Origin of the sequence: Streptomyces sp. NPDC059900 (genome assembly GCF_050270335.1) — a bacterium.
GTDB lineage: Bacteria > Actinomycetota > Actinomycetes > Streptomycetales > Streptomycetaceae > Streptomyces.
Window position 1 is genome coordinate 94754 of sequence record NZ_JBNNJZ010000001.1, and the last position, 25138, is coordinate 119891.

Genomic DNA, 25138 nt, shown 5'->3' on the forward strand with positions numbered 1-25138 from the left:
GCGCGGGGGCGTCAGACCATGGCGAGGGCCATGATCGCGGGGTCGAGGCCGACCTCGCCGGTCGACTGGTTGACGGTCGCCGGTAGCGAGGTCTGTCCGCTCGGGATGCACCAATGCCGCTGAAAGGCGGTCGCGCCGAGGAAGAAGTTTCCGGCGTTGGACGGCGACTCGTTCTGAATGTGCATGTAGTAGAAATCCGTCGCGCCGCCGGCGGACATGAGGAACGCTGCCCAGTACCGGCCCGGTTGAAGGGTCGCGGTTGCGGTGAGCGGCACGGGCACGGCGCCGATGTGGTTGTTCTTGGCGCCCGGCGCGGTACCGGTGATCTGGCCGGCCTCGGGGAGGCTGGACACCAGGCCGGACGTGGCGATGCGTGATCCGGCCTCGTTGTAGATACCGGCGTAGAACCGTGCGGCCGGAACGAGTGCCGAGCCTCCCCACCCGCGCGCGTGGATCACCACTCGGTTGACCGGGGTCGGTTCCGTGATGTGGATTCCGGACAGGTAGATGCGGCCCACGACCGCGGCTTTCAGGGCCGGGTTGGCGACGCCGGCGGGGTCGACCGACCACGCCTGAAAGCCGAGACTCTGCGGGGTCCATATGTTCTTGGGTGCGGCCGTCGGCATCTGCGCGATGGGGAGGCGGCTCCCAGCGTCGAGGGACGCGACGCCGTTCGCGGCTGCTCGCGCGGTCGTGGCAATGGCGCCCACCTGGGCGGCGGTGTGCGTGTGTGCGGCGGTCGCCGCGCCTACGTCGGCCGCGTCGAGGACGACGACACCTGTCTCGCCGTTGACCGAGTCGACGGCGCCCCCGCCGGTCCCCTCGGGGAGCTGCGCGGCGGGTACCTTCCCGGACGCGTCCAGCTGGGCGACGCCGTTCGCTGCGCCCGGCGCGGTGGCCGGTACGGCGCCCACGTCGGCGGCGCCGAGGACGACCGCGGCGACGGACTGCCCGTTGACGCTCTGGACGACGCCGGGCGCGCCGGCGGTGCCGGCCGTTCCCTGGTCGCCCTTGTCGCCCTTGGGGCCCTTGAGGTTGCCGACGGCCGTCCCCCACCCGGACGCCGTGCGTTGCCACACGTCGCCAGTGTCGACCCTGAGCAGCATGTCGCCCGGCTTCGTGAGGGTGCTCGCCGTGGTGCCGGTGTTCACGTACCAGGCGGCGCCGCGCACGTTCGGGGCCTGCTGTGCCCACGTTCCGGCGGTCTTCTGCCACACGGTGACGGTCTCGCTCGTGACGGCGAGGAACGTCGTCGACTCGCGCTGTACGTACAGGTCGCCGTCGAGGCCGAGGGCGGCCGTCGGCGCGGCGGTGCCGGTGTGGATGCGGCTCCCGACCGGTCCCGTGTCGCCCTTGACGCCCTGGGGGCCGACCAGGGATGCGAGCCACTGGGACACGTTGCCGGTGAACCCCTGCTCGACCGCGACCTCGTACGCGCTGTCGCCGCGTACAGCGACGTAGGACGGCGTCGAGGGGTCGGTCGGCGCGATGTCGGCGAGGTCGACCTCGGGCGACTCGACCGGCAAGAGAATCTGATAGATCCTGTTCGCCGGTACGCCCGTGAGCTGTTCGGCGACCTGGTACGACCAGTCGCTCGGGTTCATGCCGGGGGCGTCGGTCGCCGGTAGGACGACCTCGAACGCCCCCGTGGAGTCGAGCGGCGCGGTAACGGGCCCGCCGAGGATCACGTCGTATTCGCCGAACGTGACCAGGGACGGGGCCCGCAAGACGACCTGTCCCGCGAGGGGGCGGCCGTCAGGGGTAAGGAACCGTCCCGTCAACGTGACGGTCGGTATCCCCTCGGGGAGCGGCATCGGTGGGGTCCTCCATCGTCGGTGGTGCGTAGGGGTGGGGGTCGTTGCCCGGATCGGGCATCACGCCGCTGCTCGCGGCGTCCGGGGCGGGATCGGGCGCGGGCGCGGTCACGGGGCCTCCGCTGCGGTGAACGCGTTTCGGGTGTAGACACCGAGACAGTTCGTCTGTATCGGGCCGTTGCCGGACCGTACGGAGTGCTTCAACCGGTAGTTGACGTGGTCCATGAACCCCTGTCGGACCGGCTTCGTGATCTGTCGCAGCGTCCAGCCGTTCGAGGTGTTGGCGACCCACGACTCGATCACGCCGTCGCTGTCCTCGAACTGGACATTGGCCGTGGTCCCGGCGGGCGTGTAGGTCTCGAACGATGCGTACAGAACGCTGTTCATGAGCCTGGTCGCGCCGGTCCATGCGGTTGTGGTGTTGGTGTTCGCGGTCTGCTGGCCGGCCGTCGACTGCATCGGGATGGGCATCGAGGGGCGGCCGAGGAATCCGTCGGCGTAGGCGTCATCCATGACGATGACCTCGCCGTCGCGCGACCATACGCGGATCATCTGCGCGTCGGCGCTGTTCACGTCGTCGCCGACGGTCAGGGCGGCCGTGCCGCTCTCGCGGCCGAGACCGACGCCCCAATCGCCCTGCGGGGTCTGGCCGACGATGAACGTCCGCTGTCCGCCGGGGGTCTGGGCGATCAGCTGCCCGCCCTCGCCGATCACCACGTCGCCGGCCAACACCTGATTGAGGGCCGGGCGCATCTGCGCGCGCCCGCGCAGCTGTCGTACCTCGCGTTCGAGGGCGGCGATCCGGTCTAGTACGTCCTGGGGGACGAACGGCATTACGGGGCCTCCAAGTAGAGCTGCGCGGTTTCGGGGCGCCCGCGCTCGGGCGGGCTCACGCTGATGCCGACCACGCGGTACCGGGCGTCGAGCGCGGTCGGGTGCCAGAGGTCGCGGATGCGTAGGCGGATGGTCGAGCCGACCAGGCCGGGCGTGATCGCTCCGCCGAGCCGGACCGTGATTTCGGGGATGGTCACCGGGTTGCGGGCGGCGGTGTGGTCGGCGCGGGCGTACGCGTCGAGGGTGGATTGCCGCTCTACGGTCGTGTAGTCGCTCGATCCGTCGAGGCGCGGCCACCCGGCGGCGAGGTCGTCGTCGGCGACCAGCACGGGCGAGGTGAGGGGGAAGGAGTCGGCGGCCTGGTTGGTGTTGATGGACGCGCCGCGGGTCTGCCACGCGTTCGCCTTGCGGGTGGCGTCGATCGGCCACGTGTAGGACAGGACCGGCCCCGGATGGTCGAGGACGATCTCGGACGCGCCCGTACGGATCGTGGGGTGTCCCAGCTGCAACCGCTTGATCCGGCGGCCGTCGCTGTCGCGGAAGCTCGCGATGCGCCACTCGAACCCGTTCTCGACGGCGGCGAGGTCGTCGAGCAGGTCGCCGATGCGGGGCAGGTCGTACCGCAGAAACGTGCGGTCGCGCGCGATGCCGGACGGCTCGGCGTCGTACGTGATGCCGATGTCGCCGCCGGTCGCGTTCTGCGCGTAGTCGACCAGGCCGCGCGCTATGTCGAACTGGTCGACCTGCTCGGCGATCTGGGTGTCGAACAACAGGCGGTGGTACAGGTAGCTTTCCCATCCGCCGGCCTGAATCTGGGCGCCGAGGAAACCGCGGCTGTCCGATGCGAGGGCGAGCGTCCACAGGACTCCGCCCCACCACAGGTCGCGCCCGCGCTCGACCCATATCCCCGTACGGCCGGGCAGGATCGCCCGGCGGGCCCGCTCGGCTATGCCGCGGTTGGGGATCGGCACGGTGCCGGTGAACCGGCCGGTCTTGCCTATGAAGTCGTCGAGGGTGACGCCCTGTACGGGCAGGGCGTCGAGCAGCTGGTCGGATCGCAGGTCACAGAACAGGACCCGGTACGGGGGCGCGTCGCGCACGGCACCCCCCGTCACGGCAACAGGAACGTGTGAGAAACCCTGATGTTCCGGTCGCTGCGCAGTGCACCGTTTCCGGTCCACGTGCGCAGCGTGATCACTCCGGACGTGGACAGGCGGGCGCTGCCCTCGCCGTACCCGTCGGATACGGAAATGTCGGCGTCGATGCTCGGGCGCCACCCGCTCGGGAGGGTGCCGATCGTCTCGTCGTTGATGTTGCCCGCGGCCGGTACGTCCAGCTGCGCGCCCTTGCGGCTGACCTCGGCGACGAACGCGCATACGCCCGCGTCCGGGTTGCGGCGGGCGGCGAAGCTGCTCAGCGTGTACGTGGACGCGATGGCGAAACCGGTCGTGGTCGACTCGGTTCGGCGCGGTGCGCGGTACACCTGCCACTCGCCGGCGGTCGCGTTCCAGCGTTCCAGCACGCTGCCGTTGTCCCGGTACTGGCCGTCGTACGAGCCGGCGAAGTTGAGCCCCCATCCGCGCGGGATGATGCCGCCGGCGGCCGTGGTGTAGCGCCGCCGGTCGGCGAGGGCGGTACCCCAGTTGATGCCGCCCACGCCGGCGGACGTGCCCGCGGGTACGGCCACGTCCCACAGGCGCAGACTCGCCGGCTCCAGGGTCGGCGCGGTGGGGGTCGCGTCCGGGTCGCCCTCGACGACCTCGATACGGGCGAGGTTCTGCCCTTCCAGGTCGAACAGGGCGTCGAGCACGCGCACGGCGACGGTGTCGATACGGGCGAACTGCGCGTCGCCGTCGGTGAACGTGAGGGTGACCGGCCCGTCGTTGGCGATCGGGTACGCGCCCTGGGCGTCGGTGCCCTGTACGTACCCGCGGCCGGCGCCGATCTGGAGTTGCATGGCGGCGACGCCGGTCGCGGCGAACGGGTCGCCGCCGGGGAGGACGCCGTCGCGGACCCTGATCGGCGACTCGTGGACGACCGGTGAAACGGGGGCGAGGCGGGTGTCTTCGCGGGTCTGCGCCGTGGGCAGCAGCCATGCGGAACGCACGGTCATGGGGGGTGTCTCCTTACCAGTAGGCCGGGCGAAACCGCACGGTCGCGGTCGCGGCGGGGTCGCCGGATGCGGCGCGGAAGTGCAGCTGTGAGGGGCCGGGCGGAAGCGTCCATGTCTGCTCGGGCACCGAGCGCGAGGTGACGGTGTAGAGCCGCGAGGCGGTCGCGTTGAGCGTGACCGTGCCCGCCGCGGTGTCGACGGCGAGTACGTCCTCGGCGGCGAGCGGGAGGTCGTATTCGAGTACGTCGCCCGTGTCCACGTTGGTGATCGAGGGCCGTTCCATCGGGCCTCGGAACTCGATCACCGGATGGGTTGCGGCGTCGCCGGCGTTGACGACCGACAACGTGCCGGTGCTGCCGGGTGTGCCGAAGTCGAGCGGCCACGCCAGACCGCCGGACGGCGAGCCGATCAGCAGCGACGACGTGCCGATCGGGACGGGCGAGGCGAGAGCGTCGGGGAGCAGTACGACCGGCTGCACCCATGCGGCGCCGGCAGGTGCGGGCGCGGCGAACGAGCCGTCGCCGCCGTCGCCGGTCGAGTCGGCGAGGTACGCGCCGGACGCGTCCCACCAACGGAGGATGATCGTCGCCCCCTGCGCGGCGGCGAGGGCCGACGTGAACGCGACCTCGGCACCGACGGACACCGACCACCCGTAGTCGCTGGATTCGGCCGACCAGACCAGTTCGCCGCCGGGCGTCTGCGGATGCACGCTCACCGTGCCCTCGCCGTCGCCGGCGAGGACGGGGTCGCCGTCGGTCCACCAGCGCCACAGCTCGCCGACGCCGGCGGCCTGCTCGGCGGTGAGGGCCTGCTCGGGTGCGGTGTTCCAGACGAGACCGCTTTCCGGGGCGGGCAGGGTCGCGGGTGCGACCTGCTCGACCAGGCCGTACCGGCGCGGGTCGGTCGCGACGAACTCGACCGCGCCGCCCGTGATCGTGCCGAGCCGGTAGCCGAGGGTCGCCGGTATCGCCCGGCGGGTTGCGCGGGCCCACGCGAGCAGGGGTCCGCGCTCATCCAGCCACGCGACGAGAGGTAGTTCGTCCTCGACCGGCACCGTGCCCCGGTTGAGGGCGGCGACGACCGCGCCGACGGACGCCCGCGGGGCCCGGATGACCAACCCCTCAAGGCCGATCGTCCGGCCCTGCGCGAGCAGGCCACCGGGGAACGCGCCGTGCGCGTCGCTGCGCGGCACGGTCCCGGAATCCAGCGGGGGAAGGTCTTCCCATCCCGTGATGCCGCGCCACCGGTACGCGGTGCCCGCGCCGAGCAGGAGGTCGCCGTACTGCACCTGTCCGGGCCGGGTGACCTGATCGCCGACAGCCATTGTCACCCCCTCCCCTTGGCCAGCCACGCGAGCGCGCGGGCGTTGTCATCGGGGCTGCCGTTCTCGGCGGCGTGCCAGTGCTCGACGTGCACGGTCGCGCCGGATGCCGAAGCCGCGAACGGGTTGCCGAACGCGCCCGCGCCCGCCATGGCGGGCGAGAGCGAGGGGACGGCGGGCGGGGTCACCAGGTTGCGCATGGTGCGATCGAGCGCGCCCGCGCCGCCCTCAATGCCCTTGACCACGCCGGCGGGAATCCACCGGCCGACCTGCTTTGCCATGACCTTGGACGGCGAGGCGATGCCCAACGCCTTTGCGATGGGGCCCGGAATCATGTTCTTCGCGAAGCTGATCAGCTGCGATTTCAGCCAACCGCCCATGCTGCGAACGCCGTTGAGCAGGCCGCGAACAACATCCTTCCCCTTGTCGACCAGCAGCGAGCCGAGGTTCCCGATCGCCGAGCCGATGCGGCCGGGCAGGCCGCGCGCCCATGCGATGGCCTCGCCGGCCTTGCTGATGATCGTTTCCTTGAAGCGGGACAGGGCGGAGCGCGCGCGCTCCGCGAGCTGTCCGGCGAGGGGGCCGAGGGCCGCGGCTGCTCGGCCGGGTAGACCCTTGATCCACTCGACGGCGGCGGATATACCCTTGCCGACCCACTCGCCGATCTTGGTCGCCGCCTGCCCGATCAGCTTCCCGGCGTTGGAAACGGCCGTCTTGGCCAGCTCCCACGCCTTGCCGAAGTCACCAGTCAGCAGCGCGACCACGGCTGTGATGATCGGCACGACCACCTGTTCGATCACGGCGGCGAGGCCGTTCGCGAAGATGGCGGCGAGTTGCCCCACCAGGCCGATCAACGGCTCAATGATCGGCATCAAGGCGTTGAGGGCGCCGATCAGCAGCTCGCCGATAGCCGGCAGCAGCGGGGCGAGGGCGACCAGGATTTGGCCGAACGCCTCGCCGATCGTGGCGAGGGCAGGCGACAGGGCGACGATCAGCCGCGCCAGAATCGGCAGGACCGTTTCCGCAAGATCGCCGAGGACAGTCGCGAACGGAGCGACCAGGCCCGGCAGTTGCGCGAGGATCGGGCGCAGCGCGCCGGCGAGCGCATCCGCCAAAAGGAGGACGATCGGCGCAGCTTGGGCGATTACATCCCCGACCGCCGTCAAAAGGGGCGTAAGGGCGGGAAGTAGGGAAGCGATCAGCTTCCCGACGATCGGCAGTACCGGCGACAGGGCGTCGATCAGTACGCCGAACGCGTCGGCCGCGGCGGCGAGTACGGGGCCGAGCGCGTCGACGATCGGCTGTAGACCCTCGCCGAGCGCCGTAACCAGCCGCGCGAGCGGTGGGCCGAGACGCGCGAGCGCAGGGCCGAGCGCGCCGGCCAGCGACTCGACCAGGGGGCCGAGCGCGCCGGCGAGGGCGGACAGGACCGGGCCGCCCGCTTCTGCGAGGGCTCCGATCAGACCGCCGAGCGCGGGCAGGATCTCGCCCACCGCGCCGAGCAGGCCGCCCAGTCCCTCGGCCGCGCCGCCCGCGCCGGCGGCGACGCCCTCGAAGAATCCGCCGAGGCCGTCGCCGACCGCGCCGAGGCCGGTCGACAGCGCGTCGATGACGGGCCCGGCTGCCTCGACGGCGGCGACCAGGCCGGGCATCGCGCCCTTGGCCAGTGCGCCGATGCCGGCGACCAGCGGCTCGACCAGCGGGGCGACGCCCTCGAACAGGGCGCCGATCTGCGGGGCGAGGTCGTCGAAGATGCCGCCCAGCTGGTCAGCAGCGGCAACGAAGGGCTTAACCAGGGGCTCGGCGAGCTCCTGCATTTTGCCCTTGACGTGCTCGGACAAGTCCGAAAACGCGCCCTTGACCTGCTCGTTTTCGGCGAGCACCTTCGCGCCGAGACCGATTACGGCGAGCGGGACGGCGGCGAGTGCGCCCGCCGCAACCACGGCGCCGCCGGCGAGCAGCTTCGTACTGGTCGCCGCTGCGCCGATCAGGGGACCGATGCCGGCGAGGCCGCGCCCCGCTTCCTCGGCGCCCCCGCCGATCCCGTCGCCGAGGGCGCCGCCCATCTCTGCGCCGGCCGCGACGAACCGGCCGCGCATGTCGCGCAACCGGCCGTCCGCGTCCCGCTGGAGACCGGCGAGAGCGGCCTCGGTCCGGTCGACTCCCTGCTGTGCCCCGGAGTCGTCGAGGTCGATGTAACCGACAAGTTCGCCGATGGTGAGGGCCAAGGTTCACCCCCCACCACGGCGCGCGCCGCGCGCTATTCAGTTGTCGTGCTGATCACCGCCCGGTGAGCCGGGCGATTTCGTCGGGGTCCGACACCACGCGGGGCGTGTTGCGCCACGCGTGCGCGAACCGGGACTCGGAAGGCAGGCCCGACAGGCGGACCAGGAACGCGCGCGTGGACAGGCGCGCGATGTCCTCGGCCGACAGGCCGTAGGTCTGGGCGAGGTCAGACTCGACCGCGCCCCAGTTGGTCAGGACCGCTTGCCAGAACTCCCCTGCTTGGCCTTGCCCTTGGCCTTGGTCCGGGGCTTGGCCGGGGGCTTTCGGGCCGCCGCTTTTCCCTTGGTCGCCTCGCGCTCGTCGTACAGCTGCGCGGCGCGCTCCATGGACACGACGCCCGGCTCGGCGACGTTCGCGGTCGCCCACAGCAGGACGATGCCGAGGTGACGGTCGGACATGCCGGCCTCTGTCCAGTGGTCGACCGCGTCCGGGCCGAACATCGAACCGAGCAGCCGGCGGATGTCCTCGGGCCGGGCGGAGTGCTGCACGCGGTGCAGCTGGAGAGTGAACAGGGCGGGCAGGGTCGGGGGCAGGGTGTACGTGCGCCCGTACAGCTTGAGCGGGTGCCCCTTGGGCTCGGGCTCGGCCTGCTCGGCGAAGAACGCGTCAAAGTCTGCGACCTCGACCTCGGCCGGCTCGATCGGCTGCTCGGTCACGGGGTCGCCACCACCTCGGCGGTAGTCGGTGCGCCGCACCGGGTGAACGTCGCGCCCCATGAGGTCTTGGCGTTCGTCTCGCCGCCCTGCTCGCCGGGCGTGACGGTGCACTCCCACACGGTCCATTCCGTCTGCGATATGTGCCGGTAGCGCAGCGTCCCGCGCGACTCCTCGCCGAACTGGAACGCCCACGTCTTGTCGATGTAGTCCTGTCCGGCGTCGGGGGTGCCGGACAGGGCCGCGTACAGGCCGCTGACCTCGATGGTCGCGCCGCGCTGCATCACGTCCTGTTCGTAATAGCCCTCGCTGTCGAACGTGGTCGTGTCGGCGGTCTCTTCGTTCTCGCCGGGGTTGTGGGTCCAGGAAGTCAGCTTGCCGAGACGTACGAAGGTGTCCGGCGTCGCCGTCTCGACCTCGAATTCCCAGCCTCGGGCGTCGATGGGCCGTCCCATACGGGGGCCTCCTATTCGGTGCGGTGGTCAGTGGGGGCCGACACGTCGAGGTCGAAATTGACGACGTGCTCATGCCGGCCGGAGGAATCGGGGCCCATCGGGGCCGGGGTGGCTCGTGCGGCGGCGAGGACAAGCCACGTGCCGTCGGGTAGTTCCACGCCCGCGAGGCCGTGCAAGGCGCTGTAGATCCGCCAGCAGCGGCGGCGCGATACGCGCGGGTCGGGCCCGCCGCGTACGCGGACCTGCAACCGGGGCCGGTCGTAGGCGTTGCGGGTGTCGGGGGCCTCGCCGTCGTACAGCCACAGGGCGACTGCGGCATCGGGCGCGGGCGGCATCGTCTCGATGAACAGGTCACCGGTCGTGCCGTCGGGGTCGTAGGCGACCAGGCCGCGCGCGGCGAGCAGCTGGGCGACGCCGTCGAGCGGGTCGAGGTCAGCCACGGAGCGACCTCCGCAGCTGCGTCGCGATGATCTCGGCGACGGTGTCGACCTGCTCTGTGAGGGGGCGTTCGAGGTACTTCGCCGTACGCCCCGCGTCGTGCCGGTAACCCAACTCCTCGTGCTGCCGGACGGCGTACGGGGTGTCGTAGGAAACGGCGGCCGTGAGGCGGGTCTCGTCGACCGTGGCGACCCCGGACCGTTCGAGGGTCGCCTCTTCGATCGGGACGACTTTCCGCGACTCGGCGAGGACGTGCTCGGCGGCGATCCGCAGACCTCGTACGGCCCCGGAACGGGTGCCGCGCATGGCGGCGGCCCCGTTCCATCTGAGGCGGGAACGCTGGGTCATTCGGCGCTCACCTCCGTGCACTGCGGCACCGGTAGGCCCGGCGCGGTGTGGTGGGCGACGGCTATCGCCTTGGTGATCCGGCCGTCGGGCAGGGTGATCCGTGACTCGGCCGGGCAGTCGAGGCCGGGCTCGGCGATGATCTGCGCGGTGCTCGTGACCTCGCGGCCCTCGCGGTCGCGGACAAGTCGGATCGTTTCTGCGACCAGGGCGGGCACGTCCTCGACCGGCGGCCCGAACTTCTGGCCGTACGCGCTGTCGCCGAGATACGGCTCGATGGTGATCCGGTGGCGTAGCAGGTAGCGGGGGACGTTCACCAGATGACCCCCGGCAGCAGTCCAGCGCGGTTGAGTGCGCGGTGTGCGCGCGGCGCGAGGTCCACGTCGCCCGCGGCCTGGGGGGTGTCTCGCCGGTCGCCGAGCGAGACAGGGCCGATGGAGACGCTTCCCCACTTCCCGCCGGCTCCGGTGCCGTCGTCGCCCGTGGCGAGCTGGTACTCGACCTGGGCACAGACGGCGTCGGCGAGGACGGACGCGACGGCCGGATCGGTCGGCAGACCGCCGGCGTCGACCTCGTAGACGCTGGTGAGTAGGGCGTCGTCGATGTCCTCGGACGCCCGCGCGAGCATCCGCTCGGCGCCCGGCGGGGCCGGGGTGCCGGTCCACGCGGCCAACTGCTCGGGGGTGGCGTAGACGCGGCCCACCGGTCACCCCCCGTCGGTCGTGCCCTGCTCGGCCTTGCGGCGCGGTGCGGGGCGCTTGCGCTTCGGTGCCTCGACCGGCTCGGTCGCGATGCCGGGGGCGACGGACTCGGGCCCGTGCGGGTTGACCTCGCCCGCCCCGGACGGTGCGCCCGTGTCGCTCGGCCGCGGGTCGACCGCGGCATCGCGCAGCGCGGTGCCGACCTGCTCGACCTCGACCTCGCGCGGGTCGGCCGGCTCGGCCGGCTCGGGCTGCTCGGGCGCGGACTTGTCCACGCCGTACCCCCGGCGGCGCGCGTACGCGATGACCGCCGGGTCGTCCGTGGTGGCCTTGCCGTTGCGGAACCGGAGACCGGCGGGCCCGTCGCCGGTGAACCCCTCAACGGGGCTGTGAAGGGTCGCCATGGGTCACGCCACCTTCACGCCGCGCAGAACGGCGGCGGCCTTGGTCGCCTTGAGAGCGACGCCCACCGGGCCCATCTCGACTTCGCCCGTCTTGACGGCACCGGACGTGGAGAAATCCGGGAGCCACTGACGGACCAGGGCGCCGCCCGTGGTGCTGATGCCGTGGAATCCGTCGCGGCCGATGCGGACGGCGTAGATGTCCGTGGTTCCCGCGGTGGCATCGGTCGGGATCACGGGGTCGTTGCTGCCCGCCTTGGTGCCGAGGTCGACCAGCGGCACGCCGCGCCACGTGGTGATCGTGCGGCCGAACGCGTCGAGGGTGCCCAGCTGCGACACGAAGTCGCCGATGGTCTCCAGCGCCGCGAGGGCGTCCTCGTTCATCAGGAGAGCGGTCGGGGCGCCGTCGAGCTTGGCGTAGAGCCGGCGCAGGTGCTTGAGCGCGGCAACGCCGGTCACCTGGGAGTTGACGGCCGACCAGTCGTAGCCGGTCGCGGTGCCGAGGGTCAGTTCGGTGCTCGATCCCGCGAGGGCCTTGTCGAGGCCGTCGAACGAGTCCTCGTCGACGGCCGAATCGCCGTTGATCACGGCGTCACTGAAGGTGGCGTTCGCCGCCTTGATCTTCTGCTCCATCTGGAGGCTGACCTCACCGGATGCGGCGGGGCCCATGTTCGCGAGGACGCGGTCGATCTGGAACGCGCCGCCCAGAACCTTGAGATCCGTGGTGTACCGCTGGCGCGTAACCTCGGTCTTCTCGTACTCGCTGTTGATCGCGCGGAAACCGGCGGTCGGCTGAGTGATCAGCCGGGTGTATCCGTAGGTGAGGGTCGCGCCGCCCCCCGCCGGATTGACCACGTCCTCGAAGATCATGTTGTCGAGCAGCCACGACGACTTGCGGAACTCGTCGATGACCATGAGGTCGAGGTCGTCCTGTGTGTTGAGCTTCGCCTGAGCGAGGGTCACGGCCATGTGCGGTTACTCCTGGGGTCTCAGCCGCCCAGACGGGCGGCGATTGCGTCGGTGAGGGTGGCGGGCTTGCGGTCGCCTGCCGGTGCGCCGTGGAACTCGGCGCCGCCTCGCGCGGGCCCGGCGGGCGCGGCGCGGTAGAGGTCGGGGTCGGTGGCGACCTCGTCGGTAATCGCCTTCTTGAGCTGGTCGGCGAACCCGTCGGCCGTGGGGTCGAGGGCGGCGAGCTTTTCCACGAAGGAACGGGAGTTGAGCAGGCGCGAGGCGTTGGCGCCCTCGGTCCCGGCGGCGCGGTACGCGGCGAGTTCCGAGCGGGCGGCGCGCAGCTGTCCGGAGAGGTCGGCGACCTGCTCGGTCAGCTTCGCCGGGTCCGGCGGGCCGTCGTCCTGGACCAGGCCGAGGGCCTTCCCGATCTGCTGGGCGATCTCGGTCCGGGCGTCGTCGGCGGCCTTCTGCTTCGCCGTCACGCGCGTCTTACCGGCCTCGGCGCGGGCGTCGCTGAGTGCCTTCTGTGCCCACGGGGGAAGGGTCGTTTCGTCGCCCTCGGCCGGCTGCTGCGGGGGTGCGGCGGGCTTCTGCTGGGGCGGGACCTGCCCGCCCGGCTCGCCTGCCGGTTCGCCCTGCTGGCCGGCCCCGGCCCCGGCCCCGGTTCCGGTGCCGCCGGCGCCCTGTCCGCCGTCGCCGCCCCCCGTGCCTCCGCCGTCGGCGTACAGGACCGGCGAGAACGGGTGTCGGGCGTACGGGTGGGACCAGCCGGCGCCGTCGAGGCGCGGGCGGGCAAGGGTGCGCTTGCTCATGGGGTGCACTCCTGGTGCGTTCGGGCCCGCTCCTGGCGGGCGCGTTCGGACATGCAAAAGGGGCCCGCACCAGGCGGGCCCCTCGGTCGTGCTGTCGGTGGTGTGTGCTACTCGGTACGGGCGCTCTCGCGCGCGCGGCGGGCGGGCGCGTAGCCCTGGACCCATGCCGTGCGGAGGATCGAGTCACGCGGGTACGGACAGGGCGGCGACTCCTGGTCGCTCTCGCCCGCCGTCCGGCCCTTGAGGATCGCCTCGGCGATCTCCTCGCGCGTGCCCATGCCGCCCCCCTACCGTCGCTGCTGCTCCTTGGACTCATTGAACCGTGCGGCGGTCGCCCATCGCTGCGGCTTGCCGGTCGCCTCCTGGACGAACTCGGCTTGCGTCTTGCGACCGTTGGCGGCCCACCACTCCTTGAGTTCGTCGCTCGCGTTCGCGTAGGCGATGCGCGCGGGCCCGCGGAACAGTGATTGCGGCGACCAGCCGGCGGCCTGCCCCTTCTTGTTGAGCAGGTAGCCGCGGCAGTCCTCTTCGGCCTTGAGGAACTGGAGGTATACGTACTCGTCGTATAGCTCCCTCGCCTGCCGGCGGGTGATCCGCGGCTCGTCTCCGTCCTCCTCGGCCGGCGCCGTGCCGGCCTGGTCATCGCCCACGGCGGCGGCCCATACGGCGTCGTCGGCGAGGGCGCCCCATCCCTCGGGGTTCGGGGCGGGGGCGAGGGCGTCGGCGAGCGCGTTCCGGTCGGCGAGCAGGTCCTCGACCGCGTCGCCGGTATCCGCCGGCTGCGGCATGTCGACGGCGTCGCGCCGGTCCATCTCCGCGGCGATCCTGAGTAGTTCCTCGTTGGTCGCGTACGACATGCACCAGGCGAGTTCGTCGTCGCCCACGTCGGACAGGTCGCCGAGCAGCTGCCCGCCGGGGAACAGGCGGGCGAGCAGGTCCCGGCGGGCGGCCTCGGCGCCGAGCAGGGCGAGCGCGCCCGAATCGGCGCCCCGCGCGCGGGCGGCGAGGTCGTGGTCGGACAGGCCGACCAGGTCAGGGGACACCCCCGGCAGGCGACCCGCGAGGTCGCGCCGGTCCATCTCGGCCATGACGCGCAGTGCGTCGCCGTCGTCGAGGTGGGGGAAGGCGCGGGCGAGTTCCTGGTCGCCGAATCCGGTCAGGTCGTCGGCGAGGGTGCCGCCTGGCGCTATGCGGCCGAGCAGGTCGTCGAGGTCGCGGCGGTCGGCCTCGGCCTCGATCCTCGCGCGGGCGCGGTCGTCGAGCAGGTTCGAGCGCATGGCGGCGGCGAGCTGGTCGTCGCTCATCTCGCGTACGGCCTGGTCATCGCCCGACCACACGCGAGCGGCCTCGACCTGCTCGGGCGTGGGCGGGCCGGGCGGCTTGGGCGCTCCCGGCTTGCGGGTGCGCTGCTCGGGCGGGAGGTTGCTCGCGCCTTCCTGCTCGCGGGCGCGGTTGCGCCGTAGGTCGGGGTGGGCGGCGAGGTGGTCGCGCATGGCGCCTTGCCACTGCCGGACCTTGAGCCGTGCGGCGCGCTGCTCCGCGGGCGTGAGGGCGGCGGCCTCGCGCTTCTTGTGCTTCCTGATGTTCCGCTCGATCGCCCGCTGTCGCTGCCCGGCTTCGTATCCGCCGGGGTCGCTGGTGGCCTGCTCGATCGTTGTCAGACCTGGGGTGTAGGCGGATACGGAGTGCCTACAGTTCGGGTGCTGGAATCCCGCGAGGCGCGCCTCGTCGAGCGTTCCGGCGACCCGTACGGGGATCATGTGCCCGTCGTTGATGGCGTGCTCGACCTCGACCGTGCGCTCGCCGGTCGGGCCGTCGATGGCCAGTACGCGACCCTCCCACGGCCGGCAGAGCGGGCACTCGCGCGGCGCGTCGGACACGTACACCAGGTCGATACCGGCGTCGGACAGGGTCCGCATGTGCGCTTCCGTCGCGGCGCGGGCAACGCTGGTGCGTACGGCCATTTCCGCGTAACTGGTGAGCTGCCATCGGCGGCCGGCGCGGTCGACGAATGACCGTATGCCCTCGTCGGCAAACCGGCGCATGGCGTCCTGTGCGGCCTGCCGGCGGGTGCCGGTGCCCAGTAGGGGCGTGGCGGTGACCTCGGCGACGATCGCCCGGAAGCGGTCGACCACGGCGCGCAGAATCGAGCGGTGGGTCGAGGTGACCAGGTCGACCGTTTCCTGTGCGAGCCGGTCGACCGACTGCGCGTTCGGGGTCACGTCGTCGACCAGGGCCCGCGCGTCGTCGGACAGTGCGCCGATCTCGGCGACCGCGGCGCGGTGCCCCTCGTTGTACGCCTCGGCGACCGCGTCGAAAACCTCAAGGGTCACGGCCTTGCCCAGCTCATTGACTACGGCCTGTGAGGCGCGGCGTAGCTGCTGGATAGCGGCGAGCTTCCGCTCGGCCCACCCTGGGGCGTCGAGGCCGGCGGCGAGCTGCCGGGCGACGATGCCGAGTAGGCGTTCCTCGGCCCCCGCGTACAGGTCGCGGGTGCGCTCGGCGAGGGGTTCGACCATGCCCGGATGGATGGGCACCGACTCACCCCCCGTCGGTCACGCGGCCAAGGGGAAGTTGCCGACGGGGTCCGGCGCGGCTGCTCCGGTCTCGGCGAGGATCGCCGTTACCTCGGCCTTGACCGCGGTGTCGTCCCACGTCGGATTGAGGATCTTCACCTTGGTTGCGGTCGACACTGCGCCCGCGCGGGCGAGCAGGTCGAGCGTGGTCGCGGTCGCCTGCTCGCTCTCGGCGACGCCGTCGCCGAACTCCACACGCGGTCGCTCGGGCTTGATCTTGCTCCCGAACAGGCTCGCGTCGAGCTGCAACAGGACGTGGGCCATGTCGGCGACGGCGTGTTTCCAGTAACCGGCCTTCTTCCGCCGGGTGACCATGCTCCGTTGGGTCTTGCTGTCGACCTCGGTCGCGGTGACCGGCTGTCCCTCGCCGTCAAGGCCGAACGACTGGGGCGAGTAGCCGGCGGCCTGGGCGGCCTGTCGCATGATCGCCTCCGCGGTCCCGCGGTGCTCCTCGACCCTGATATCGAACTGATTCAGCGTGATGCCGGCGCCCTCGTTGGGCGGCATCTTGAGGCTGTGCCAGACCTCGCGGTCGTCGTCGAAAGACGCCCCGCGGCCGGCCCCCTCGTTGCGCATGTACCCGTCCGGGATGATCAGCCGCGCGCGGGCGAGGCGGATGTCGCGCATCCACGATGTCCACACCTCGTCGAGGCCGTCGAACATGTCGTAGATCGGCGCGGCGTAGTCGCTGCGGCCGATCGGGGAACCGCGGTGCAACCTGTTGGGCAACATGTTGGGTACGTACGCGGCGGTCAGGTCCCGGATGCCGGTCGCGATGCTGTCGCCCTCGCCGTCGAGGTCGAGCGAGTTGACCAGGTCGGCCGTGTCGGGGTGCTCGGTGAGCGGCACCCGGCGGCCGACGCGGTCGCCGCTCCCCTCGTACAAGGCGTGCACGATGCGGCCCGGTTCGTGGCGCTCGAAGTGCCGCCAAACGGTCGACTCGGTCGAGCCGTCCAGCTCGCGCCAGAAGTTCACCGCGCGCAGCATCCCGAAACGGAACTCGGGTACGGCGCCGTCGGGCTGCATGACGGTGAGCAGCGGGCGCGCGGCTAGGTCGCGGTCCCATGCCACCCGGAGGAACACCCCGGACAGGGCGGCGGCCTGCTCGGCGGCGCCTAGGAACACCTGTTGCGCGCGGCCCTCGTCGAGCAGCACGTCGAGGCGGTCCTGTGTGGTCGTGTCCTCGACTTTGATCGTCGGCATGTCGGCGAACAGCAGGTCGGCGCTGGTGCTCGCGATGTCGCCGGCGAGGGGGACGTGTAGCCGGTTGTCGCGCCGGTCGACCCGGTGCTCGAACGACTTCCGCCCCCACAGCCGGCGGCGCTCGGTCGGCCGCTTGTGGTTCGTGTAGACCCGCGCGAGGCGCTGCCGGTCGCCGCTGTACCACGCGTCGTCGATGCGCATCGCGTCGTACAGCGGGGCCCATGCCGGCGGCGGCCACGCTGCGCCCTGGTCAGGGAGTGCCATCGTCGCCCCCTTCCTCGCCGACCTCGATCGCGTCGGCGGCCTCGCGGAACATGGCGGCGAGGGCGGGGCGCAGCTGCTCGCCGGGGGCGAGGGTGAGTTCGCCTACCTCGACGGTGTGCTCGCCGACGGTGAACAGCACGGGCAGGGTGAACGGTCCGATCATGGGGCGGCGACCTCCTTCGGTGCGGTGAGCAGATGCCGCCACTCGTGCGCCGTCGAGTGGACGGCGTAGCGCAGTGCGTCGGCTGAGTGGTCGTCGACCTTGAGTGGGGCGTCTTCTCCGCGCTCGGTGGCCTTGGGGTTCCAGCTGTATCCGGGCAACTCGGCGAGCAGCCCCTCGCACGACTCGTGTACGAGCAGGCGGTCGGCGGCGAGCAGGCTCGACACGCTGCGGATGCCGTCGGCGACCTCGTTCGAGGCGCGGGCCAATCCGGGGTGTCCGTCCTGCCACATCTGCGTTGAGAAAGAGGCGGCGCTCGGGTCGATGAACGTCCACTCGGGCGTGATGTCGAGGCCGTCGAGCCACGTCCGGACGGCGGCGCTGTACTGCGCGTCGGTCATGGACCGGTGTGCGGCGCGGGAGTCGTGGCGCCACTCGGCGGCGGCATACAGCCGGTTGTCGACGCCCTCGCCGAGCAGGATCGCCGAGAACGGGTTCGTGGTGCCGTAGTCGCACCCAAGCCAATACCGGCGCATGTCCGGCAGCTGGGCGACGACGTGGCGCCCCTCGTCCCACATGTCATAGATGGCGCCCTCGGCGACCACCCATGCGCCGTCGATCATCCGCCGGCGCCATAGGCCGACGTACTCGGCGGCGAGGCTCGCGACGTACTCGGCACTCAGCGACGGGTTGTCGGACAGCTTGAAATGCCACTGAGCGAGGTTGAGTTCGCCGGCGCGGTCGAGATAGCCGGTCTTGAGCCAGTGGCGCGGGCTGTCGGGGTTCGTGGTCAGGTACAGGCGCGCGCCGGGCACCGAGAGGCGCGCGAGCAGCTGCGTGAAAAACCCCTCGGGCAAGAGAGTGCCCTCGTCCACGTACGCGAGCTGCGCCGTCAGGCCACGTAGGCGGCCCTCGGCGCGGGCGTCCGCGGCGCCGATCAGGTGGACGGTGCGGCCGAGGATCGTCGCTGTTGTCGCCCCGCGGGTGTGCACGATGTGTCGGGCGAGGGGCCCGAACAACGCTGCGTCCTGTAGGGGTTCGAGGCAGTTCCGTTCGATGGTCTGGAGCGACCGGCCACAGATGATGATCAGGCCGGACGGGCCCGCCGTGGCGACGGCGATCACGAACGCGAGCAGGCTCGCGATGGTCTTCCCGCTCCTGACGCTGCCGTGCCAAATGTTGATGCGGCGGGTGGCCTGTCCGATGCTGCGCAGCTGCTTGCGGGAGAGGGGCAGGCGGTCGAGGTCGAGCACGCTCACCCCCCGTCGGCGCCCCCGTCGTCGGCGTCGTCGTCGCCGGCTGCGCGCGTGAGAGCGTCGCCGAGGGCTCCCAACATGCTTTTGACCTGCTCGACGCCCTCGCCGCCCTCGACCGGCGCGAGCTTGAGCGACTTCTCAATCGCCGTGCCGGTCGCCGCGAGGATGGCGCGTTGATCCTGGAAGGTGGGCCGGTCGAGTCTGGTGTCGTTCCAGACGTTCTCTTTTCCGCCGAACGCCCCGATGGTGCACGGCTCCCACAGCTGCGCCCGCAGCTGCTCGGCGTCGTCTTGTAGCGCGACGGCGAGGGCGGTACGGCGCGACGCGAGGTCGGCCCGGCGTACCTCGGTGGCGACGGCGACCTCGGCGGCGCGGTCGAACACGAGAGGGGGCTCAAAGTCCTTGGCGATCTTGGAAACGGTCGAGGGCGACCGGCGGATCGCCTTCGCGATGTGGTTCCGACTCTTGCCCTGCGCGTGAAGGGTGCGCACCTGCTCGCGGTCGTCGTCGTCGATGGGGCGGCCCATGGCTCACCCCCCTGGACGTGCGAACGCCCCGCCGCTGGTGGGGAGCGACGGGGCGTTCGGGAAGGGCGTCCGTTTCCGGGCACGCCGAAGACAGCGCCAACTTTAGGTCACGAACGCATAACGGCGCAAGTCGAAACGATCACGCGCGCGCGAGGGGCGGCGCGACCGGTCGGCGCGGCTGCTGACGGCGGCGCCCCGCCTGCCGACGATCCGGCGGGCGGGGCGCGGTGCTGCTGCTCGCGCGTCGGCTACGGGCGGGCGAACGTGCGGCCGGCCGGCTGCTGCTGCGGCGGCCGGCTCGGCCACTGCTGCCGACGGGCGTCATCAGCGCTGGTCTGCCTGCTGCTCGGCGTCCACGTGGGGCCGTCGTGCGTGACGGTCGGGAGGGTCGGCGGTCCGGGTACGGGGGGCGCCTCGACGAACTTGTACGCCTTGAGCGTCGGCGCGGTGCCGACGGGCGTCGACCCGTGGTGCCATGCGGTCCGGTACATGTCGGCAACGATGCCGACGGCGGTCCGCATGGCGGTCGTCAGGTCGTCGCCTGTCTGCATCAGGATGGCGAGGTCTCGGGCGAACTGCTCGTCGAGGCGGACCGTAGGGCGGGTGCCGGCGATCGGCTGGGCGCGGCGCTGCGTACGCTTGGCGGTAGTCATGGTGGGGGTTGCTCCCATCGTGATGAGTCGGGCCCGTTCGGCATGTGGCGTGCCGGCGGGCCCGCGTTGGTTGTCGGGTCTTACTCGGTCGGCTCGTGCTCGGCGTCGCCGCGGGCTTCGAGCAGGTCGTCGCCGTCGCCGGCGCGCCACACGGCCACGCGCACGCGCTTCGTCGCGAGCTTCGGGTCGAGGCGTTCGTCGAGAATGCGGCGGGCGACCTCGTCGGCCGTCTCGCCGGCGCTCTCCTCGGTCCCGCCGGTCACGCGCTCCCACGGTTCGTCGTCGTCGGATGTCCATCCGTCCGGCATGACGTACAGGGACCAGGCAGCTTCCCACGGGTATTCGCGCAACATCCGGTAGACGTAGGACGGCGTGAGATCGAGTTCCGCGGCGATCTCCTTCGCGGTCCATCCGTCGACCCTGGCATCGACCACAACACCCGGCATGGCGGCTTCAAGGGCCTTCGCCACGCGACGGATGACGCCGGCCTCGGCGAGCGGCAGGGACGAACCGACCTGCTCGGCAAGGTCGTGGCGCTCCTCGGTCGACCTCGCCCGGCGGAACGCTGCGGCGAGCATGTCGAGGGCCGTCCCCTGCGCGGCTTCGTACTGGCGCCGCTCGGCCTCGCGCTCCGCCTCGAACCGCTCGAACTCGGCGAGTAGGTGCCGCTGAAACCTGCCCATAGCCGTACCCTCGGCCTCTTCCTGGGCGCGCTGCTGGGCGAGCATCCGGCGGTTGTGAATGCGGGTCGCCTCGGTGCCACCCATGGCGGCGACCATGCCCTCGATGGATGCCTCTTGGCCGGCCGGCGTGGTGGGGAACTTGCTCGCGTCCGCTCGGGTGTAGTGCGCGACGGTGGGCTCGTCGCCCTGCTCGTCGGGCTGCTCGTTGGTGTCCATGCTGCTCCTGTCGGTCGGGACGGGGCCCGCCCTCGGTCGAGGGCGGGCCGGTCGGGTGGCTACTGGGCGCGGTCGAACAGGGCGCCTTGTTCCTCGGCCTGGTCAACGATGAACAGGGCGTCGGCGGCCTGGTGCTCGCCGATCCATGCGCCCCGCCATGTTCCGTCGGTGGCGTCGGCCTCGGTGATTAGCTGGGCGGCGTACAGGGCTTCGGCGTCCTCGACGGTCTCGACGCGGGCCTCGACCTGCTCGACCTGCTCGGCGTACTCGACGGCGTCGGCGGCGCGGGCGGCGCGGCCGAACTGCTCGTCGGCCTCCGCCTCGACCTGATCGAGGCGGGCCTCGGCGGCGAGGGCCTGGTCGTCGTCGAGCGTGGCGCGGTTGCTGATTCGGGCGGCGTAGGCGGCCAGTAGGGCGGCCTCGGCCTTGTGGTTGTGGCCGTGCGAGGTGTAGCCGCGGGCCTGTGCCTCACGGCGGGCGGTGGCGCGGTGCGCCGTGATACCGGCGGCCTGCTCCAGCGCCTCGACTCGGCGGCCGTGCGTCTCGCGGGCGGGCTTGCCGGCGCGGGTGAGGCAACGGGCGCCCTTGGCGACGTGGCACGTCGGGCAGATGACGGTTTCGGCGAGGTCGACGCGGTCGGCGAGCAGGCCGGCGGCGCCCTGCTCGAACGCGTTCGCCGGCGCCGCCTGCTCGACGGCGGCCTCGGCCTGCTGGGCGCGCTGCTCGGGCGTCAGTTCGGACACGTACAGGCGGCGGCGGCTGAATCCCTTGTGCCGACGGATGACGGCGCGGACCTCGGGCAGTGCCTCGGCGCGCGGGGTCATCTCCTGGTACGTCTCGCCGTGGACGCGGGCGATCTCCTCGCCGGTAACCGGGTCCATGATCGTCCACCAATCCGACGGCTCGTCGCGGACGGGGGCCGGGGCCTGCTCGGCGGCGGCGGGCGCGGGGGCGGAGTGGCCGGCGCGCTGAATCCACAGGCGGGCGGCGCGCGCCTGGGCGACGGTGTACATGCTGCGGTTTTCGAGAAGCGCCTCGGCGTACGCGCTGATGACGTGCAGAACGCGCGTGCTGGTCGGCTCGATCACCAGGGTTCGGCCACGTCCGCGGCGCGCGCCGTCGAGGGCGGCGACGGTGTCGGCGTCGGCAATGGTCTGGGTGGTGAGGTGGCCGGCGAGGGCGCCGGGAATGGTGATGGTGCTCATTGGGGGTTGCTCCCTATGGCGATTCGGTGCGCCGGGTGGCGTCCGGCGCCGCCGGGTGGCGTCCGGCGGATTGCCAACATAGCGCACGACGTACTGAGTACACAAGCATTCGTGTACTAGGTTCACTGCCTGGGGGTGAGAGAGGGGGTACCGGACCAACTCCGGTACCCCCGTGGCTAGTTGGCCGTGCCCCCGGTTACTCCTCGGCGTCCCGGCGGCGCGCGTCGAGGGCAACCCACAAGCCGACCAGGTCGGCGCCCCGCCACGCCCGGCGGTGCCGCTCGTCGAGCAGGACCGGCGCCCCGCACGCCTCGCCCGTCGAGCAGGTGACGACCGGCTCGCCGCCGGGGCGGGTGTGGCCGGCGAGCTGCCCGCCACAGAACGGGCACGGTACGTCGAGGGCGGTCGTACGTCCGTCGCGGCCGAGGGCCCGCTCGACGGTGCGGCGCGCGGTGCGGGCGGTCGCCGCGAGGTGGTCGAGCACGCGGGCGGGGACCGGCTCGAACAGGTCGCCGCTCATCTCGTCGAGGGCGCGCCCCTCAAGCCATACGGCGGCCCAGTGCAGACCGAACGCGCGCGAACCGGTCGAGGTCTGCGCCTGGTAGTGCCACCGTGCGGGGTCGGCGGCGTCGGCCTGGTCGGCGATGAACCGGCCCCGGCTGTCGCGGGCGGGCCGTATGGGGCGCTGCACGTACTCGGCGACTTGGTCGGCGAGGTCGAATAGGTCCCGCTCGACGGCGAGGGCGGCGTCGAGGGCGTCGAGGTTGAGCGGCGCGGGGTGCTCGCGGATGGTGAGCGGGAGACGACCGACAACGGCCTCGACGGGCTGCTCGTCGTCCTCGCCGCGGTCGTCGGCGGCGAGCTGGTCGAGAAAGCCTGTGCACTCGCGGGGCGGCCACGTCGCGGCCGGACGGCGGCCGATGGCGGCGAGCAGGTCGCCCCACTGCTCGCGTACGGCGGCGAGGTCGACGGCGGCGCGGCGGGCCATCGGCGGAACGGTGGGGGCGAGGGCGGTCGTCATGTGCGCTGCTCCTGGGCTATCTGCGGTGTGCGGGGCGGGCGGGGCCGTGGGGTGACTGCCACGCGGGGCGGTCGCGCGGGCGGTGCGGCGGCGGGGCGAGGGCGTAGTCGTCCGGGCAGGCGTTCCGGGCGGCCTCCGCGGCCTTGGCGAGGGCCTGGGCGGCGGCGCGCACGGCGGGGGTGATCGCCTCGACCCATGCGCGCAGTGCTGTGCCCAGCTGCTCGACGGCCTCGCGCAGCTGCTCGGGGTCGACGGCCGGCGGCGTGGCCGGCTGCTCCTCGGTCACGTCGCGGCCTGGTCGATGACGTACCGCACGCGCTCGGCGAGGTCGTGGCGTCCGTTGGCGTACGCGAGGTCGGTTGGCAGTCCTAGGCGCGGGCGAGGCTCGTCGGGCAGTGCGGCGCGGACGGCGTCGAGGCGCTGCTCGGCGGCCTTGGCGCGCTTGTGCTCGGCTCGGGCGTCGGCCCCGTTGTCGCGGGCGTCCTTCTCCAGACGGCGTATGCGCTGCTCGGCCGTGGCGAGGGCGATGTCGTGGTCGCGCTGCTGCTCGGCGAGGCGTACCTCGGTCGATTCGGCGGCCTCGGCGAACGCTGCGTGCATGGCGATCTGTCCGGCGTTGAGAGCGTCGGCGTCGTCGTCGAGGGCCTGCTCGATGCGCTCGGCGTAGATGGCGGCGGCGCCCATGGGGGAACCGGCGCGCATCCGGTGCGCGAGGTCGCGCACGCGGTCGAGGGTGCGCTCGGCGGCGGCGCGGTGGCGCTCGGCCTCGTTGCTGCACTGGTGCGCGGCGCGCGCTATCTCCTCGGCCTGCTCGACGCGGGTCGCGAGTTCCCGGATGTTGGCGCCCCTGCCGTGAATGGCGCTCACCGCGGCACTGTGCAGCTGACCGGGGGCCAGTCCTAGGGCGGCGTGCAACTCGTCGCGCTCGGCCTCGGCCTGCCGGGCGCGCTGCTCGGCCTCGACGATGGCGGCCTCGGCGGCGGCACGGTTGCGGGCGAGGGCGCGCGTCGAGCCGGCGTTCGCCTTGCGTGACTCGTCGGCGGTGCGCTGCTCCTCGTTGACGTACTCGCGCAGTAGGGCGGCCTCGGTGCGGGAGAGGGTTCCGCGGTCGAGGCGGGCGAGCAGGATGTCGAGGCCGGCGCGGCGGTCGCTGCGCTCGTGGTCGCGTCCCTTGGTGCGGGAGTGCCGGCGGCTGCGCGGCGCGGTGCTGGTCATCGGTCGTTCTCCTTGGCGCGTTCGGTGAGCGCTCGGCATGTGGTGCAGCTCTGGGGGCAGGCGCGGCCCTCGCGGGCGAGGCGGGCGAGGGCGCGGTCGGCGCGGCGGCGGCGCTGTCGAGCGGTCCCGAACGGCACGTCGAGATAGAGCAGGCTCGGGGACAGCAGCAATCCGGCGCGGTGGGCGTAGTAGCGCCACCCCTGCCCGCGGACCATGCGCGGGCGAGGGCGGGCGAGGGGGCCGGGGTCGCGCCGGCACGCCCACCAACCGAGGGGCGCGCCGGACGCGACGACCAGGGCGACGACGATCGCCCATGCTGTGCCGCTCACTCGGTGACCTGGGCGTCGAGGCCGATCGCGTGGCGGTCGAGCAGCTTCCGCGTGTGCTGCATACCGGTGAGCAGGCCGCGCGTGCCGCGGTTCACGCCGTGCTCGTCGCGGTACTCGTCGGTGTCGCGGCGGGCGAGGTCGGACAGCTCGCGCGTGTGGGCGGCGAGCAGGACCAGGGCGGCGGCGAGGGCCTGCTCGGGCGTGCGGTGAGCGTCGTCGAGCAGCACGTCGCGCAGCGTGATTACGACGGGGTGACTGGCCTCGGCGTTGAACGCGAGGGCGCTTCGTACGTCGGCGACCCAATCCGTCGTGGGGCGCTGCGCCTGGTCGCGCTGCTCGGGCGTGGTCATGGCGGCGAGGCCGGCGGCGGCGAGGTCGGGAGCGTCGTCGGGCAGCTGGTCGGCGACGGCGGCGAGCAGGTCGTCGAGGCCGGTCGGGCGCGGCGGGACAGGGGCGTCATGAAGGGGGCACGGCGCGCCGGTCGCGTACGCGGTGTCGCACGCGCCGGCGGGGCTCTCAAGGGAGTTGGCGAGCTGTCGCAGGATGTCGGCGGCCACGGGGCGGGGGAGGTTGCACGCCACGTCGGCCGGTCCCTCGTTCGGCACGGTGACGATCAGGCGGTGAGTGTCGAGCGAGGCGAACGCGACGCGGTCGGGGATGCGGCTCATGGGGTGGTGCTCCTGTCTCGGGTCCGAAGGGGGCGAGG

The 25138-nt window shown here is 72.3% G+C and carries 29 protein-coding genes; all 29 read right to left on the reverse strand.

Annotation, left to right across the window (positions count from 1 at the left end):
* Window positions 1-11: 11 nt before the first annotated feature.
* The gene (locus tag ACQKIP_RS00470; RefSeq protein ID WP_365861330.1) at window positions 12-1814 is read right to left on the reverse strand and encodes a hypothetical protein; all 1803 of its coding nucleotides are present in this window, start codon (window positions 1812-1814) and stop codon (window positions 12-14) included.
* Window positions 1815-1922: 108 nt separating this feature from the next.
* Complete coding sequence (locus ACQKIP_RS00475; RefSeq protein ID WP_365861331.1) at window positions 1923-2648, reverse strand: hypothetical protein; 726 nt, start codon at window positions 2646-2648, stop codon at window positions 1923-1925.
* Window positions 2648-3748, reverse strand: coding sequence for a hypothetical protein (locus ACQKIP_RS00480; protein ID WP_365861333.1), 1101 nt, complete (start codon window positions 3746-3748; stop codon window positions 2648-2650). The genes ACQKIP_RS00475 and ACQKIP_RS00480 overlap by 1 nt, the downstream gene beginning before the upstream one ends.
* An 11-nt stretch (window positions 3749-3759) precedes the next feature.
* The gene (locus tag ACQKIP_RS00485; RefSeq protein ID WP_365861335.1) at window positions 3760-4761 is read right to left on the reverse strand and encodes a hypothetical protein; all 1002 of its coding nucleotides are present in this window, start codon (window positions 4759-4761) and stop codon (window positions 3760-3762) included.
* Between the two features lie 13 nt (window positions 4762-4774).
* A complete protein-coding gene (locus ACQKIP_RS00490; RefSeq protein ID WP_365861337.1) occupies window positions 4775-6085 on the reverse strand; it encodes a phage distal tail protein in 1311 nt (436 codons plus the stop codon).
* A 2-nt stretch (window positions 6086-6087) separates the two neighbouring features.
* A complete protein-coding gene (locus ACQKIP_RS00495) occupies window positions 6088-8310 on the reverse strand; it encodes a phage tail protein (protein WP_365861339.1) in 2223 nt (740 codons plus the stop codon).
* Window positions 8311-8559: 249 nt separating this feature from the next.
* Window positions 8560-9024 carry a hypothetical protein gene (locus tag ACQKIP_RS00500; RefSeq protein ID WP_365861341.1) on the reverse strand — a complete coding sequence of 155 codons (465 nt, stop codon included), beginning with the start codon at window positions 9022-9024 and terminating at the stop codon, window positions 8560-8562.
* Window positions 9021-9476, reverse strand: a complete 456-nt coding sequence (locus ACQKIP_RS00505) for a phage tail tube protein (RefSeq protein WP_030579181.1) — start codon at window positions 9474-9476, stop codon at window positions 9021-9023. Before ACQKIP_RS00505 ends, ACQKIP_RS00500 begins: the two co-directional genes overlap by 4 nt.
* Before the next feature lie 11 nt (window positions 9477-9487).
* Window positions 9488-9916 (reverse strand): minor capsid protein, encoded by a 429-nt coding sequence (locus ACQKIP_RS00510; RefSeq protein WP_365861343.1) that lies wholly within the window; start codon window positions 9914-9916, stop codon window positions 9488-9490.
* Window positions 9909-10262: a hypothetical protein gene (locus tag ACQKIP_RS00515; protein ID WP_365861345.1), complete on the reverse strand. Its 354-nt coding sequence runs from the start codon at window positions 10260-10262 to the stop codon at window positions 9909-9911. The genes ACQKIP_RS00510 and ACQKIP_RS00515 overlap by 8 nt, the downstream gene beginning before the upstream one ends.
* A complete protein-coding gene (locus tag ACQKIP_RS00520) occupies window positions 10259-10576 on the reverse strand; it encodes a hypothetical protein (protein ID WP_030579172.1) in 318 nt (105 codons plus the stop codon). Before ACQKIP_RS00520 ends, ACQKIP_RS00515 begins: the two co-directional genes overlap by 4 nt.
* Window positions 10573-10962, reverse strand: coding sequence for a hypothetical protein (locus ACQKIP_RS00525; RefSeq protein WP_365861347.1), 390 nt, complete (start codon window positions 10960-10962; stop codon window positions 10573-10575). Before ACQKIP_RS00525 ends, ACQKIP_RS00520 begins: the two co-directional genes overlap by 4 nt.
* Window positions 10963-10965: 3 nt before the next feature.
* Window positions 10966-11364 (reverse strand): hypothetical protein, encoded by a 399-nt coding sequence (locus ACQKIP_RS00530; RefSeq protein ID WP_365861349.1) that lies wholly within the window; start codon window positions 11362-11364, stop codon window positions 10966-10968.
* A 3-nt stretch (window positions 11365-11367) separates the two neighbouring features.
* On the reverse strand, window positions 11368-12330 hold the full coding sequence (locus tag ACQKIP_RS00535) for a major capsid protein (protein WP_030579163.1): 963 nt from the start codon (window positions 12328-12330) through the stop codon (window positions 11368-11370).
* A 20-nt stretch (window positions 12331-12350) separates the two neighbouring features.
* Window positions 12351-13124, reverse strand: coding sequence for a hypothetical protein (locus tag ACQKIP_RS00540; RefSeq protein ID WP_365861351.1), 774 nt, complete (start codon window positions 13122-13124; stop codon window positions 12351-12353).
* A gap of 107 nt (window positions 13125-13231) precedes the next feature.
* A complete protein-coding gene (locus tag ACQKIP_RS00545) occupies window positions 13232-13402 on the reverse strand; it encodes an Rmf/CrpP fold protein (RefSeq protein WP_199814157.1) in 171 nt (56 codons plus the stop codon).
* 9 nt (window positions 13403-13411) lie between these two features.
* On the reverse strand, window positions 13412-15643 hold the full coding sequence (locus ACQKIP_RS00550) for a phage minor capsid protein (RefSeq protein WP_427741789.1): 2232 nt from the start codon (window positions 15641-15643) through the stop codon (window positions 13412-13414).
* A 36-nt stretch (window positions 15644-15679) separates the two neighbouring features.
* Window positions 15680-17167, reverse strand: a complete 1488-nt coding sequence (locus ACQKIP_RS00555) for a phage portal protein (protein ID WP_365861354.1) — start codon at window positions 17165-17167, stop codon at window positions 15680-15682.
* Complete coding sequence (locus ACQKIP_RS00560) at window positions 17154-17330, reverse strand: hypothetical protein (RefSeq protein WP_365861356.1); 177 nt, start codon at window positions 17328-17330, stop codon at window positions 17154-17156. The genes ACQKIP_RS00555 and ACQKIP_RS00560 overlap by 14 nt, the downstream gene beginning before the upstream one ends.
* Window positions 17327-18580: a PBSX family phage terminase large subunit gene (locus ACQKIP_RS00565; RefSeq protein ID WP_365861358.1), complete on the reverse strand. Its 1254-nt coding sequence runs from the start codon at window positions 18578-18580 to the stop codon at window positions 17327-17329. The genes ACQKIP_RS00560 and ACQKIP_RS00565 overlap by 4 nt, the downstream gene beginning before the upstream one ends.
* Before the next feature lie 2 nt (window positions 18581-18582).
* Complete coding sequence (locus ACQKIP_RS00570) at window positions 18583-19110, reverse strand: helix-turn-helix domain-containing protein (protein WP_365861359.1); 528 nt, start codon at window positions 19108-19110, stop codon at window positions 18583-18585.
* Window positions 19111-19358: 248 nt separating this feature from the next.
* Window positions 19359-19763: a hypothetical protein gene (locus ACQKIP_RS00575; protein ID WP_365861360.1), complete on the reverse strand. Its 405-nt coding sequence runs from the start codon at window positions 19761-19763 to the stop codon at window positions 19359-19361.
* A gap of 80 nt (window positions 19764-19843) precedes the next feature.
* Window positions 19844-20662: a hypothetical protein gene (locus ACQKIP_RS00580; protein ID WP_365861362.1), complete on the reverse strand. Its 819-nt coding sequence runs from the start codon at window positions 20660-20662 to the stop codon at window positions 19844-19846.
* 59 nt (window positions 20663-20721) lie between these two features.
* Window positions 20722-21867 carry a hypothetical protein gene (locus ACQKIP_RS00585; RefSeq protein WP_365861364.1) on the reverse strand — a complete coding sequence of 382 codons (1146 nt, stop codon included), beginning with the start codon at window positions 21865-21867 and terminating at the stop codon, window positions 20722-20724.
* Window positions 21868-22063: 196 nt separating this feature from the next.
* A complete protein-coding gene (locus tag ACQKIP_RS00590) occupies window positions 22064-22888 on the reverse strand; it encodes a hypothetical protein (RefSeq protein WP_365861365.1) in 825 nt (274 codons plus the stop codon).
* Window positions 22889-22904: 16 nt separating this feature from the next.
* Window positions 22905-23174 (reverse strand): hypothetical protein, encoded by a 270-nt coding sequence (locus ACQKIP_RS00595; RefSeq protein ID WP_365861367.1) that lies wholly within the window; start codon window positions 23172-23174, stop codon window positions 22905-22907.
* Entirely contained in the window at window positions 23171-24103 is a 933-nt protein-coding gene (locus ACQKIP_RS00600) for a hypothetical protein (RefSeq protein WP_365861368.1), read from the reverse strand. The genes ACQKIP_RS00595 and ACQKIP_RS00600 overlap by 4 nt, the downstream gene beginning before the upstream one ends.
* A complete protein-coding gene (locus ACQKIP_RS00605) occupies window positions 24100-24432 on the reverse strand; it encodes a hypothetical protein (protein ID WP_365861370.1) in 333 nt (110 codons plus the stop codon). The genes ACQKIP_RS00600 and ACQKIP_RS00605 overlap by 4 nt, the downstream gene beginning before the upstream one ends.
* The coding region (locus tag ACQKIP_RS00610; RefSeq protein ID WP_427741794.1) for a hypothetical protein at window positions 24429-25138 on the reverse strand (710 nt) is incomplete at its 5' end. The genes ACQKIP_RS00610 and ACQKIP_RS00605, both read right to left, overlap by 4 nt.

Coding starts and splice junctions, on each gene's coding strand:
- ACQKIP_RS00560 (WP_365861356.1), bottom strand. CDS start 17,330: ATGATCGGACCGTTCACCCTGCCCGTGCTGTTCACCGTCGGCGAGCAC.
- ACQKIP_RS00535 (WP_030579163.1), bottom strand. CDS start 12,330: ATGGCCGTGACCCTCGCTCAGGCGAAGCTCAACACACAGGACGACCTC.
- ACQKIP_RS00470 (WP_365861330.1), bottom strand. CDS start 1,814: ATGCCGCTCCCCGAGGGGATACCGACCGTCACGTTGACGGGACGGTTC.
- ACQKIP_RS00515 (WP_365861345.1), bottom strand. CDS start 10,262: ATGACCCAGCGTTCCCGCCTCAGATGGAACGGGGCCGCCGCCATGCGC.
- ACQKIP_RS00590 (WP_365861365.1), bottom strand. CDS start 22,888: ATGACGACCGCCCTCGCCCCCACCGTTCCGCCGATGGCCCGCCGCGCC.
- ACQKIP_RS00580 (WP_365861362.1), bottom strand. CDS start 20,662: ATGGACACCAACGAGCAGCCCGACGAGCAGGGCGACGAGCCCACCGTC.
- ACQKIP_RS00485 (WP_365861335.1), bottom strand. CDS start 4,761: ATGACCGTGCGTTCCGCATGGCTGCTGCCCACGGCGCAGACCCGCGAA.
- ACQKIP_RS00540 (WP_365861351.1), bottom strand. CDS start 13,124: ATGAGCAAGCGCACCCTTGCCCGCCCGCGCCTCGACGGCGCCGGCTGG.
- ACQKIP_RS00550 (WP_427741789.1), bottom strand. CDS start 15,643: ATGGTCGAACCCCTCGCCGAGCGCACCCGCGACCTGTACGCGGGGGCC.
- ACQKIP_RS00570 (WP_365861359.1), bottom strand. CDS start 19,110: ATGGGCCGCCCCATCGACGACGACGACCGCGAGCAGGTGCGCACCCTT.
- ACQKIP_RS00555 (WP_365861354.1), bottom strand. CDS start 17,167: ATGGCACTCCCTGACCAGGGCGCAGCGTGGCCGCCGCCGGCATGGGCC.
- ACQKIP_RS00475 (WP_365861331.1), bottom strand. CDS start 2,648: ATGCCGTTCGTCCCCCAGGACGTACTAGACCGGATCGCCGCCCTCGAA.
- ACQKIP_RS00505 (WP_030579181.1), bottom strand. CDS start 9,476: ATGGGACGGCCCATCGACGCCCGAGGCTGGGAATTCGAGGTCGAGACG.
- ACQKIP_RS00545 (WP_199814157.1), bottom strand. CDS start 13,402: ATGGGCACGCGCGAGGAGATCGCCGAGGCGATCCTCAAGGGCCGGACG.
- ACQKIP_RS00530 (WP_365861349.1), bottom strand. CDS start 11,364: ATGGCGACCCTTCACAGCCCCGTTGAGGGGTTCACCGGCGACGGGCCC.
- ACQKIP_RS00585 (WP_365861364.1), bottom strand. CDS start 21,867: ATGAGCACCATCACCATTCCCGGCGCCCTCGCCGGCCACCTCACCACC.
- ACQKIP_RS00575 (WP_365861360.1), bottom strand. CDS start 19,763: ATGACTACCGCCAAGCGTACGCAGCGCCGCGCCCAGCCGATCGCCGGC.
- ACQKIP_RS00600 (WP_365861368.1), bottom strand. CDS start 24,103: ATGACCAGCACCGCGCCGCGCAGCCGCCGGCACTCCCGCACCAAGGGA.
- ACQKIP_RS00490 (WP_365861337.1), bottom strand. CDS start 6,085: ATGGCTGTCGGCGATCAGGTCACCCGGCCCGGACAGGTGCAGTACGGC.